This is a genomic window from Actinomyces faecalis, from assembly GCF_013184985.2.
GTDB lineage: Bacteria > Actinomycetota > Actinomycetes > Actinomycetales > Actinomycetaceae > Actinomyces > Actinomyces faecalis.
This window is the reverse complement of sequence record NZ_CP063418.1, coordinates 347,236-359,146: the sequence shown is the minus strand read 5'-3', so window position 1 is coordinate 359,146 and position 11,911 is coordinate 347,236. Positions and strand designations below refer to the sequence as shown.

Sequence of the window (11,911 nt, the reverse complement as noted above, 5' to 3'; positions counted from 1 at the left end):
CGAGCAGCTGTGAGGCATGCCCGCCATCACATGGAGCAAACCATACGAATGTTTCTCGCCAGGCAACAGACGTTTGCAGGATTGTCACCAACACGAAACATGCTCGACGCACCAGGGAGCGTTCGTACGGAGCCCGAACGAATGATAGTCTATGCACTATCGTGCATAGACTATCATTCGTCTTGGCTTGCGAGACACGAGTGTCGGAGCACCCGGCACACCGGGGTCAGAACACCGCCGTCTGCTCCGGGTAGTAGCAGGCGACCTCGTGATCCTCTCCCTGCGGAGTAAATCCCGGCATCTCCCCCAGACAGGCCAGACGCTGGTCCTCGCTGAGGACGCTGGCGAACTTGGGGCAGCGCGTGCGGAAGCGGCAGCCGCTGGGAGGGCTGGCCGGGCTCGGCATGTCACCCTGCAGCAGGATCCGGCTACGCGTGCGCTCCTTAGCAGGGTCCGGGATCGGGATAGCCGAGAGGAGCGCCTGGGTGTAAGGGTGAGCAGGAGCGTCGAAGATCGCGTCCACGTCACCGACCTCGACGATCTTGCCCAGGTACATCACCGCCACACGGTCGGCGATGTGACGCACCACGGACAGGTCGTGAGCGACGAAGAGGTAGCCCAGCCCCATCGTGGCCCGCAGCTCGTCAAGCAGGTTGATGACGCCGGCCTGGATGGACACGTCCAGCGCGGAGACGGGCTCGTCCAGCACGAGCAGCCTCGGCTGGAGCGCGAGGGCGCGGGCGATACCGATGCGCTGGCGCTGACCACCGGAGAAGTTGCGCGGGTACCGGTTGGCGTGGCTCGGCTCCAGGCCGACCAGCCCCATCAGCTCCTCGACCCGAGGGGCGATGTCGTCCTTCTTCCAGCCGTTGGCTCGCAGCGGCTCAGCAAGGATGTCGAAGATCGGCAGACGCGGGTCGAGCGAGGCCATCGGGTCCTGGAAGACGATCTGCAGGTCCTGACGCACCTCCTTGCGCTGGGAGCGGCTCAGCTCACCGGTGTCCTTGCCCAGCACGACGATCTTGCCGGACTGCGGGGCCTGCAGCCCCAGGACCTCCATGAGGGTCGTCGTCTTGCCGCAGCCCGACTCACCCACGATGGCGAGGGTCTCCCCCTCGCGGATGTCGAAGGAGACGCCGTCGACGGCGTGGACGGTGCCCACGCGGCGCTTGAACACAGCGCCCTTCATGAGCGGGAACTCCTTGACCATCTCCGTCACGCGCAGCACCTCAGCGCGCTCAGAGTGGGGGAGGTTGAGCGAGTCAGGAGTCTTGAGGGAGGGAACCGGGTAGATGTCGGTGTAGTCCAGCCCACCCTCCTCGATAACCTCGAAGCGGCGGCACGCCGAGTACTGCGGCCCGGCTGCCTCCTCGCCCGAGGCGTCCGTGGTCCCCTCACGCACCAGCGTCAGAGCGGGCTCGCCCTCGTGGCACTCCGGGGCCGCCATGGGACAGCGCGGCGCGAAGGGGCAGCCGGTGGGCATCTCCAGCAGGGAGGGAGGGTTGCCCTCCAGGGTGGCCAGCGCAGAGTCCTTCTTCGCGTCCAGGCGGGGCAGCGACCCGAGCAGGCCGATGGTGTAGGGCATACGCGAGCGGTAGAAGATGTCGTCGACGTCACCGGTCTCCACGATACGGCCGGCGTACATCACCGAGACCCGGTCAGCCATGCCGGCCACGACGCCCAGGTCGTGGGTGATCATAATGACGCCGGCGCCCGTCTCCTCCTGGGCGGTGCGCAGCACGTCGAGGATCTGGGCCTGGATCGTCACGTCCAGGGCGGTGGTGGGCTCGTCGGCGATGATGAGGTCCGGGTTGTTGGCGATCGCGATCGCGATGACGGCACGCTGGCGCATACCGCCGGAGAACTCGTGGGGGTAGGCCTTGGCTCGTACGTCCGCGTTGGGGATGCCGACCAGGTCCAGCAGCTCCACGGCGCGGACGTGGGCGTCGGCGTCGGACATGCCGGCGTTGTGGACCTTGAGGGCCTCGACGATCTGGTTACCCACCGTGTAGACAGGAGTGAGCGCCGACAACGGGTCCTGGAAGACCATGGCGACCTGCGAGCCTCGGATCCTGGACATGTAGCCGTCGTCGCGTCCGAGCAGCTCAGTGCCGTGCAGCCTGACGGAGCCGGAGATCTGTGCAGACTCGTCCAGCAGGCCCATGACGGCCGTGGAGGTCACGGACTTGCCCGATCCCGACTCACCGACCAGCGCGAGGACCTCACCACGGGCCACGGACAGGTTGACGCCACGCACAGCGTTGACTCGCCCGTCCTCGGAGGGGAAGGAGACGTGAAGATCGGTGACCTCGAGCAGAGGAGCCGTGGAGCCCGGGTCGGGCAGAGCGTCAGACTCGAAGACGGGAGCGTTCTTGGTGGAGCGGCTCATGCCTTGCCTCCGGACTTGGACGAGGGATCGATGGCGTCACGCAGGCCGTCACCCATGAAGTTCACGCACACGAGCATAATGACCAGGACGGCGGCCGGAGCCAGGAAGATCCAGGGATAGGTCGTGGCCGAGCGCTGGCCCTCGGCGATCAGCGTGCCCAGCGAGGTGTTGGGCGCCTGGACCCCGAAGCCGAAGTAGGACAGCGTCGTCTCACTGATGACCGCGTAGGCGACGTTGACGGTGGCGTCCACGATGAGCAGCGAAGCGATGTTGGGGATGATGTGGCGCAGGATGATCCGCGAGCTGGGAACGTTCATGAACCTGGCGGCGTTGACGTAGTCCAGGTCCTTGACGCTCAGCGTCAGCGAGCGGACCACGCGGGCCGTCAGCATCCACCCGAACCCGGCCAGCAGGACGATGAACAGCGCGATCGAGCCCTTGGCCGCCCCTGCCCGCTGGGACAGGATGGCGATGATGAGGAAGGAGGGCACGACCAGCAGCAGGTCGGTGAACCACAGCGCGACCTTCTCCCACCAGCCGCCGAAGTAGGCAGCCGAGGACCCGATGAGCGCGGCGATCGAGGTCTGGAGCAGGGCCACGCACACACCGATCATCATCGACTTGCGCGTTCCCTCCACCACCATCGCGAAGACGTCCCGGCCGCCCTGGGTGGTGCCGAACCAGTGCTCGGCACTGGGTGCCGACAGGAAGGACGAGGAGTCGACGTCGGTGTAGGCCCACTTGCCGATGTAGCTGCCGAAGACGGCGAACAGCGCGACCAGGACGAAGCCAACAGCCCCGGCCACAGCGGACTTGTTACGCAGGAAGCGGCGCAGGGTGATCTGCCCGCGGGTCAGGCGCTTGGACTCAGCGGGATTGGTCTCACGCAGGTCGCCTGCCTCAGCCTCACTCATCGGGATGTCCGCCGGCTGGTCCATGGGCGAGTGCCCACCGACCGTCATCTGCTTGCCGATGGAGTCCATGCCGTTGTAGTTACGTGCCATGCTCAGCTCACCCTCACTCGGGGGTCGACGACAGCGACGAAGACGTCCGACAGCAAGGCACCGGTCAGGGTGCACAGGCCGGAGAAGGCGACGACCGCGACAGCACCGTTGATGTCGTAACCGGCGATGGAGTTGACCGAGTACTCACCCATGCCGTGCCAGCCGTAGACGCGCTCGGTGATCGCGGCTCCCGTGAACAGCCCGGCCAGGGCGAAGGCGAAGTAGGTGGCCATCGGGATCAGGGCGGTACGCAGAGCGTGCCGGGTGACGGCCTTGCGCTTGACCAGGCCCTTGGCGCGCGCGGTGCGCACGTAGTCGGCACCGAGGGTGTCCAGCATGAGGTTGCGCTGGTAGCGGGAGTAGGAGGCCAGTCCGCCCAGGGACATCGACAGGGTCGGCAGCACCAGGTGCTGCAGGCGCCCGGCGAAGCCGCTGCCCTCACCGGTGAACTCAAAGATCTGGTAGCCGGTGGAACGGTTGATCTGGACCGCGAGCACCTGCAGGAGGATAGCGATCACCATGGCCGGGGTCGAGATGATGACCATCGCGATCAGGGAGACCGCCCGGTCAGAGAACTTGTACTGGCGGGTCGCCGTCCACGCGCCCAGGGCCACGCCACCGGTCATGCCGATCGCCGCACCGGCGAAGACCAGTCGGATCGAGGCACCGATCTTGGTGCTGATCAGCCCGTTGACCGACTCACCCTTCGGGGTCACTCCCCAGTCCCAGGAGGTGACGATCGAGTGGAGCCAGGTGACGTACCGGTCCCACACCGGGACCTCGGAGCTGATGTTGTACTCGATCAGGTTGGCGCGGATGGCGTCCCAGTTGAGGGTGGGGTCCTCGCGGTTCCAGTTGTTGATCGGGTCCAGAGACACCGAGGCCAGGATGTAGGCCAGCGAGGTCGCGAGGAACAGCAGAAGTGCGTAGTTCGCGATCCTACGCGCAAGGTAGGGGAGCATGTGGTCCTCTCTTCCGGAGGACCGGACAGTTTCCGCCACATCTGGGTGGGACCCGTCCGGTTACAGACATCACCGCGCCTGCACGGGTCCCACGATGTGAGATCTAACAGGTCGGACCGTCACACGATACCCGGAACTTGAAACCTGTTGTGCACGAATGACGTGGCGCAGGACACTTAGCGGGCCGAGACGGCGGACCAGGCCTGACCGAGGAGCTCGTAGGAACGCCGACGGGCCGCAGCGTCGTGGGCGTAGGTGACCACGAAGATCTCCTCCAGCCTCCAACGGTCCGCCAGACCACGCAGGCCGTCAGCCACCTCCTCGGGAGTGCCGACGTAGGACAGCCCCATCGCCTGCTCGACCGCCGCCTGACGTCCGCCAGCGAGCTCGCGCCAGGCCTGGTGGTCCGTCGTCGGCGGGTCAAGAGGAGCCGGCCTGCCTCCGATGATGCGCGCCGAGGCTGCCATCGCGGTGGTAAACAGGTCCTCCGCCTCCTGGCGGGTCGGGGCCACCATGACGTTGACCGAGGCGCCGGCCCGCGCAGCACCCGCGTGCGAGGTCGGAGCCTGGGCGTCAAAGACGGAGCGGTAGGTGACGATCGCCGGCTCCGCCTGCGCGGGCACGAAGTGCGAGGCGACCGCGAAGGGCAGCCCGAGCGTGCCGGCCACCCGCGCCCCGTTGACCGAGGACCCCAGGATCCAGGGCTCGACCTCGACACCCTCACCCGGGACGGCACGTACGCGCGTCAGCGGCGAGGAGCCCGGTCGAGCGTGAGCGGCGGACCGGCCCGAGCCTGCGTCGTCGCCCTCCTGGCCCTGGGGACCCACCGACGAGGACGGCACGAAGTTCGCCAGCGACCCTGGGACCATAGCCGCGTCCTGCGCCGGCCCCAGATAGGACAGGACCTCCAGGACCTCCTGGGCGAAGCTGCGCGGGTCAGCCGCGCGACGGCGCAGCGCCGAGGCCGTCAGCGGGTCCGTGCCCGGTGCCCGCCCCAGCCCGAGGCTGACGCGGTCTGGGTACAGGGTCGCCAGGGTCCCGATCTGCTCAGCGACCACCAGTGGGGCGTGGTTGGGGAGCATGACACCCCCGGAACCGACCTTGATCCGGTTGGTCGAGGCCAGGACCTGCCCCATGAGGACGGCCGTGGCCGAGGCGAGGAAGGTGATGGACCCGTGGTGCTCCGCCAGCCAGTATCGGTGGTAGCCGCAGTCCTCGGCGGCGCGGGCGAGCGCAACCATCTCCTGCAGGGCGTCACGCCGTGTGCGGCCTGCAGAGACAGGGACGAGGTCCAGCACCGACAGCACGGGAGAGGACGCAGTGTCAGGCATGGCGTCAGCCTAGGCGCGCAGACAGGCTCACGTCCTGGGAACATTTGCTCGCGCGGTGCCGGTCACGCTCTCAGCACACGCACGGGAGGGGCCGCAGGCCCGTTCATAGGACCTACGACCCCTCCCCTGCCGGACAGCAGCAGTCAGTGCTCGACGACGGCGCGGGTCGCCGGGTTCTTGTCACGGTGGCGGTAGTACAGCGCCACCAGCGCGCCGGAGAGGTTGCGCCACACCGAGAAGACCGCACCCGGCAGGGCAGTCTCCATCACGGCGCCGAGCGGTCCTCGTCGCTCACGGCTCCACGGGGAGCCTCACAGACAGAGGTGGTCACGGGTTCGACTGGGGAGGTCACGGGAGACTCCTGCACTCGGTTCCGAGATTCGGACATCAATTCTCAAGATGCGGTCAGTCAGTGAGGCCACGTTCACCGGCGTCGCGCCGGAACCAGTGCGGCGACGAGGGACTTGAGGACGTCGCCGACGACGAAGGGCGCGACACCCATCGAGAACGCGGCACCCCACGCCGCACCGGTAGCCACCTTGAGCCACAGCACGCCCGGGACGTAGACGAGCGCGGAGGCGACGAGCATAAGCACCGCACGACGCGCCAGCCCGTCCAGGCTGGCCGTGGGCGTCACCCACTGGCCGTCGTCGCCCTTGGAGGTCGTACCGCGACCGGCGACGACGGCCGCCAGCCCGTAGCCCAGGACGTACCCGAAGGAGGCGGTCACGCCGCTGCCCCACCCCGCCAGCACCGGCACGCCGAGGCAGGCCGCCAGCACGAAGAGCGCGACCGAGGCCAGGGCCCGTCGTGAGCCGAGCACGCTGCCCACCCCGAGCACCGCCAAGGTGCCGAGCGTGACCGGCACGGGAGTGAAGGGCAGCGGCAGCGCGACCTGGCCGATCAGGGCGATGGCCACCGTCCCCGCGAGGACCTGGGTCACCTCGGCCAGGATCGTACGCAGGCGCGTCTGCGTACGCACCCCCAGCCCACCTTGAGCCGTTCCAGCACAACGCGTCAGGGAGGAAGAAGTCTGATCTGTACTCATGGCACAACCGTAGGTGAGGGTGTACGTGCCGACGTCACAGGATCACGCCGAGCACGCAACCCGATCCTTGTGGACTCCCACAAGAGCGCCAGCAGCCGGTACTCAGACCAGACGACCGATCCACCGAAGCAGGTCACTCGTGACCTCATCACGGTTGGTCTCATTGAGCAGCTCGTGCCGCGCCTCAGGGTACAGACGCAGGGTGACGTCCCTCACGCCCGCACGACGCAGGTCGGTCGCGACCCGGCGCACGCCCCGTCCCATACCCCCGACCGGGTCGTGGTCACCAGAGACCACGAGCACCGGCAGCCCACGCGGGACAGCCGCGAAAGCCTGCGGCCGGTTGACGGCGACCGCCCCACGAGTCAGGTCCCGGTAGAAGGAGGCCGTGCAGCGCTGGCCGCTCAACGGGTCCTCAACGTAGCGGTCGACCTCGGCCTGGTCCCGGCTGAGCCAGTCGTAGTCCGTGCGCACCGGCGCAAAGGGCTTGTTGTTGGCGGCAAAGGCCTGCTTCTCAAGCAGGGCGGAGGGGTGACGAGGACCGCGCAGCCTCGCCTCGGCACGAGCCAGCCGCGTACCGATCGGGCCCAGCAGGCCTGGGCTGGCCATCGTGCCCATGGCAATCAGCCCCGCCAGACGCGACTGCTCACCCTGAGAGGCGACCCAGCCGCGCACGAGCATCGACCCCCAGGAGTGGCCCAGGAGGACCACCGGCGCCGAGGGCCAGGCGGCGTCGATCGCCTCGCGGACCACGCTGAGGTCGCTGAGAACGAGGTCCCACCCGTCGTTGTCGTCGGTGTGCCCCTGCTCGTCAGGGGCGTCGATCGTGCCTCCGTGCCCGCGGTGGTCGTCGGCCACGACCACGTAGCCAGCCTGCGTCGCGGCAGACGCGAAGCGCTCGTACCGACCGGAGTGCTCCGCCATCCCGTGCTCAAGCTGAATGACCGCACGAGGCTGTGCCGTCCTCGACGAGGCCCGTTCCGAGCCCGCCTGCAGGACGAAGGGGGCGACGTCGTCGGGGAGCCAGGCACGGACGAACAGCCGCTTGCCATCACGCGCCACCAGGTAGGTCGTCTCGGTCCTCATTGCCGCCTCCGTGCTCTCGCGCCGCTCCTGCACGGCGTCTCCTGACCGGCATGCTGCCACGCCCAGCCGTCGTCGTCACGCACTGACCGACTACCCAGGCCCTCACCAACCGCGTGCGCCTCGGCGGGGCCACAGCGTTCGTCCTCCGACGACGGCGTACGGTTCAGACGTGCCTGACGCCGTCCCCTCCTCCCCACCAGGCCGGCACAGCGGCACGCTGGTCGGCAACGGCAAGCAGGCTCTCAGCCTCGTCGCCTGCGCCCTGCGCGGCACCGGGACCCGCACGGTGCTCGCACCGCGCTACTCCTGCCAGACGATGCTCGCTCCCTTCGCGCTCGAAGGAATGCACCTGCGTCTGGTCGACGTCGCCGACGACCTTCTCCTTGATCCCACTGACCTCTCCAACGCCCTGCACGAGGAGCCGGGCGCGGCCGTCCTGCACTGCGAGACCTACGGCGCCTCAGCCAGGCCCGCTCTGCTGCACGCCCTGGAGCAGGCGCACCAGGCGGACAGCACCGTCATCCTCGACGCCACGCACTCGCTCCTGGAGCGCCCTGAGCTCCTCACCTCCTCCCCGGTCCTCCCTCCGGGGCCCTGGCAGGTAGCACTGGCAAGCACCCGCAAGCTCCTACCTGTTCCCGACGGCGCGTCCCTGGCATGGTGCGACGGCCATCTGGCCGCCCGTCTGGACCAGCTGGCCCGCACCGCCACGAGCCGCGGCAGCGACAGCGCGATCGAGTCCCTGGGACGGCAGGCTCTCTCGGCTCAGGCAAGACTCACCAGGACACTGGCGTCCCGTACCGCCCCCGGTACCGGAGCCTCGGCGCGCCTGTCACCACAGGCTCAGAAGGAGCGCCTGGAGGTCTGCCGCCTGACCGAGACCCACGAGGACGCCGTCGAGCGAGCGATGGAGCCTCGCGCCGCGAGCGCGCTGACGCACCGCGTGCTCGCCAGCACAGGCGTGGCCCTCGAGCGGCGTCGCCACAGTGCTGGGCTGCGTCAGGAGCTGGCGCAGGCCCTGCGCACGAGCCGGAGCCGCTTGCGGCTCCTGCCAGCCCTGAGCGCAGGGTGCCTCGCCCTGGAAGGCGAGGAGGACGCCGTCGTCCGGCTACGCACCGCCCTGTCCGAGGCCGCGCTGTGGGGACCGGTGACCTGGGAGCGGCCAGAGGGTGACTCCGACCCACGTCCCTGGCCCGCCGTCGTCACGCTACCGACCGACCAGCCCGAGCGGGCCGGGGAGCTGCTCGCCCTGGTCCGGGCCTGCCGCTAGCCCGTCCAGGTCCAGCCGGCCGCCCACCGTCGGCCACCCGTAGCGCGTACCGTGACGCCATGGCCGTCCGCTCCTTCTCCCTCGTCCCTGCCGCCTACGTCTACCTGCTACGCGCTGACGCCACCGGACGTCCCCAGGTCCTCCTCCAGCTACGCCGCGGCACCGGGTACATGGACGGGTACTGGGCCTGTGGCGTGGCCGGGCACGTCGAGGACGGCGAGAGCGTCCTGACCACGGCGGTGCGTGAGGCGGCGGAGGAGGTGGGCGTCGTCGTCGACCTGGCGGAGCTACGGCCGCTGACGGCGACGCACCGGTCCAACGACGTCGGAGGCGCACCCCTGGAGCAGCGGGTGGACTTCTTCTTCACCCTGCGGCACTGGTCCGGCCAGCCGCAGGTGCGTGAGAGCGAGAAGAACGCGGGGCTGTCCTGGTGGCCCCTGGACGCCCTGCCCGAGAAGGTGCCGCCCCACGAGCGGGCGGTCCTCAGCCTCCTGGCGGCCGAGCTCGACGGCGGGCCCCAGGTCCCGGCCGTGACGGTCTTCGGATTCGTCGGCGAGGAGATCGACCGCTACGTCACGGCCCGCGACCACGGACCGGCTCAGGGCTGAGACCGACGGCTCACAGCCCCAGGAAGCCCATGATCCTCGGCAGCTCGTTGCGCGCCTGGGCCAGGCCGGCCTCGTAGGCCGAGACCACCCGGTCGTAGCGCAGCTCGCCGTTCTCGATCGGCATGCGCGTGGGCTGGTAGAGGTAGACGCGTCCCTCACGGCGCCCCTGCTCCAGCTCGTCCATGGTGCGGTTGTAGCTCGCCGGACGGTTGATGATGGCCTCCGCCACCGCAGGGTAGCGACGGAACAGGCGCCGGAAGGCACCCGGCCGCTTCTGCTCCGGCTTGCGGTACCCCGCAGGCCGGGTCGAGACCACGAGCAGGCGCTCGTAGCCGGAGGCTGCCGCGGCGTCGGTGGCAAAGCCCCCGGTGGGGCCCAGCGCGCCGTCGAGGTAGGGCACGCCGTCGATGGAGACGGTCGGCATGAGCACGGGCATGGACGAGGAGGCCTGGCAGCGGGTCGTCAGCGCCTCCAGCGTCGCCATGTCCTCCGCTCCCCAGTAGACCTCCTCCCCGGTGTCGCAACGGAAGGCCCCGATACGCACCTGGGAGGTCGAGGCGGTGAAGGCCGGCAGGTCACAGGGGATGGACTCATCCGGCCGGGCCGTGTGCTGGTAGATGTGCTCGGAGTTGAAGTAGCCCTGACGCCTGGCGAAGCTGCCCCAGCCGCCGGCCTGCGGGTCCGTGGTCAGCCGCACGAAGGCCTCGCGCGTGCGCCACAGGTCACGGGAGACCATGTTGACGGTGTGGGTCGCCCCCGCCGAGATCCCACCGACCCAGGGGAAGGCGAGCCCCGCCTCCAGCATGACCTGGACCAGTGCAGCGGTGTAGGCCCCACGCATGCCGCCGCCCTCGAAGACCAGGGCCACGTCCTCGACCTGCCGGGAGACAGGCGCAGGCGCGTGGCCGGGCTGGCCGAAGGGGACAGGGCGGGCAGGGACGGACAAGGGCTGAGCGCACATCGCCCTCAGCGTATCGAGGCTCTCTGCCCTCGCCACCAGCGCTCGCGTAGCGTGAACGGCATGAGTGACCCCCTCCTGCTTGAGCCTCTGTCCCTTCGTCACCGCCAGGCCCGCAACCGCCTGGTGCTGCCCCCGATGTGCATGTACTGCGTCGAGGCGGGCGACGGGCGCCCCACCGACTTCCACGTCCTGCACTACGGGACGCGGGCAGCCGGAGGCTTCGGTACCGTCATCGTCGAGGCCACGGCGGTCACCGCCAACGGCCGCCTGTCCCCGGCTGACCTCGGCCTGTGGGAGGACTCGCAGGTCCCTGCCCACCGCAGGGTCGTGGACGCGATCCACGCCGGCGGCGCCCTGGCCGGCGTCCAGCTCGGTCACGGCGGGCGCAAGGCTGGCACACCACCGTGGCGTCCTGCCGCTGACGGCACCGCCACCGGCCGCGCAGCCACCCTGGAGGGCTGGGACCTCGTGGCGCCGAGCGCCGACCCCTACCCCGGTCACGCCACCCCGCGCGAGATGAGCCTGGAGGAGGTCCGCGAGACGATCGCCGCCTTCGCCTCCGCAGCCCGCCATGCCGTCGAGGCCGGGTACGACCTCGTCGAGCTGCACGGCGCCCACGGCTACCTCATCCACCAGTTCCTCTCGCCCCTGTCCAACCACCGCACTGACGCCTACGGCGGCTCGCCCGAGGGCCGGAGCCGGCTGGCCCTGGAGACCGTGGCCGCCGTGCGCGAGGCAGTAGGCCCGGACACGGTCATCGGGATCCGCCTGTCCGCCACGGACTGGGCCGAGGGCGGGCTGACCAGCGCGGACACGGCCGAGCTCTCCCGCCAGCTCGTGGCCCAGGGCGCTGACGTCCTGCACGTCTCGACCTCGGGCAACGTACCGGCCCGCTTCCCGGTCGGACCGGGCTACCAGGTGCGCTTCGCCGCTGAGGTCAAGCAGGCCGTGGCAGGGATGACGACGCCGGGCGGCAGCGCGCCGGTCGTCATCGCCGTCGGGCTCATCGAGAACGGTCCCCAGGCCGAGCAGGTGGTCATGACGGGCCAGGCCGACGCCGTCGCCGTGGGCCGCTACGCGCTGAGGGATCCCTACGCCCCGTTGCGCTGGGCCCACGAGCTCGGCGTCAACGAGTGGGACAGGGCCGGCTTCCCGCTGCCCTACTGGCGCGGGGCCTGGCGCTGACCACCGTCTGGGGACCCTGAGTCTCAGGACGCGGGCGGGGCAGAGGTACCGGCCTCGGCCCCGCCCG

Annotated in this window: 11 protein-coding genes; 3 read left to right on the top strand and 8 right to left on the bottom strand. The window is 69.6% G+C overall.

Going from position 1 to position 11,911, the window contains the following annotated elements:
- Window positions 1-226: 226 nt before the first annotated feature.
- From HRL51_RS01415 to HRL51_RS01385, 7 genes are all read right to left on the bottom strand, one after another.
- Window positions 227-2,389, bottom strand: a complete 2,163-nt coding sequence (locus HRL51_RS01415) for an ABC transporter ATP-binding protein (RefSeq protein WP_172119882.1) — start codon at window positions 2,387-2,389, stop codon at window positions 227-229.
- Window positions 2,386-3,303 carry an ABC transporter permease gene (locus HRL51_RS01410; RefSeq protein ID WP_425321746.1) on the bottom strand — a complete coding sequence of 306 codons (918 nt, stop codon included), beginning with the start codon at window positions 3,301-3,303 and terminating at the stop codon, window positions 2,386-2,388. The genes HRL51_RS01415 and HRL51_RS01410 overlap by 4 nt, the downstream gene beginning before the upstream one ends.
- Window positions 3,304-3,395: 92 nt before the next feature.
- Window positions 3,396-4,355 carry an ABC transporter permease gene (locus HRL51_RS01405; RefSeq protein ID WP_172192139.1) on the bottom strand — a complete coding sequence of 320 codons (960 nt, stop codon included), beginning with the start codon at window positions 4,353-4,355 and terminating at the stop codon, window positions 3,396-3,398.
- Between the two features lie 176 nt (window positions 4,356-4,531).
- Window positions 4,532-5,686 carry an LLM class flavin-dependent oxidoreductase gene (locus tag HRL51_RS01400; RefSeq protein ID WP_172119884.1) on the bottom strand — a complete coding sequence of 385 codons (1,155 nt, stop codon included), beginning with the start codon at window positions 5,684-5,686 and terminating at the stop codon, window positions 4,532-4,534.
- Between the two features lie 143 nt (window positions 5,687-5,829).
- Window positions 5,830-5,955 carry a hypothetical protein gene (locus HRL51_RS01395; protein WP_342355653.1) on the bottom strand — a complete coding sequence of 42 codons (126 nt, stop codon included), beginning with the start codon at window positions 5,953-5,955 and terminating at the stop codon, window positions 5,830-5,832.
- 155 nt (window positions 5,956-6,110) lie between these two features.
- Window positions 6,111-6,734 carry a biotin transporter BioY gene (locus HRL51_RS01390; protein WP_172192137.1) on the bottom strand — a complete coding sequence of 208 codons (624 nt, stop codon included), beginning with the start codon at window positions 6,732-6,734 and terminating at the stop codon, window positions 6,111-6,113.
- A 102-nt stretch (window positions 6,735-6,836) separates the two neighbouring features.
- A complete protein-coding gene (locus tag HRL51_RS01385; protein WP_172192135.1) occupies window positions 6,837-7,820 on the bottom strand; it encodes an alpha/beta fold hydrolase in 984 nt (327 codons plus the stop codon).
- A 169-nt stretch (window positions 7,821-7,989) separates the two neighbouring features.
- Here HRL51_RS01385 and HRL51_RS01380 point away from each other — a divergent pair, with 169 nt between their 5' ends.
- Together HRL51_RS01380 and HRL51_RS01375 are read left to right on the top strand one after the other, a co-directional pair.
- Window positions 7,990-9,090, top strand: a complete 1,101-nt coding sequence (locus HRL51_RS01380; protein ID WP_172119887.1) for a hypothetical protein — start codon at window positions 7,990-7,992, stop codon at window positions 9,088-9,090.
- Window positions 9,091-9,149: 59 nt separating this feature from the next.
- The gene (locus HRL51_RS01375; protein WP_172192133.1) at window positions 9,150-9,698 is read left to right on the top strand and encodes an NUDIX hydrolase; all 549 of its coding nucleotides are present in this window, start codon (window positions 9,150-9,152) and stop codon (window positions 9,696-9,698) included.
- Between the two features lie 10 nt (window positions 9,699-9,708).
- Here HRL51_RS01375 and HRL51_RS01370 read toward each other — a convergent pair whose 3' ends face one another.
- On the bottom strand, window positions 9,709-10,659 hold the full coding sequence (locus HRL51_RS01370; RefSeq protein ID WP_172119889.1) for a patatin-like phospholipase family protein: 951 nt from the start codon (window positions 10,657-10,659) through the stop codon (window positions 9,709-9,711).
- Window positions 10,660-10,710: 51 nt separating this feature from the next.
- Between HRL51_RS01370 and HRL51_RS01365 the strand changes: the two genes are divergently transcribed.
- Window positions 10,711-11,844 (top strand): NADH:flavin oxidoreductase/NADH oxidase, encoded by a 1,134-nt coding sequence (locus tag HRL51_RS01365; RefSeq protein WP_425321740.1) that lies wholly within the window; start codon window positions 10,711-10,713, stop codon window positions 11,842-11,844.
- The last annotated feature ends 67 nt before the right edge of the window (window positions 11,845-11,911 follow it).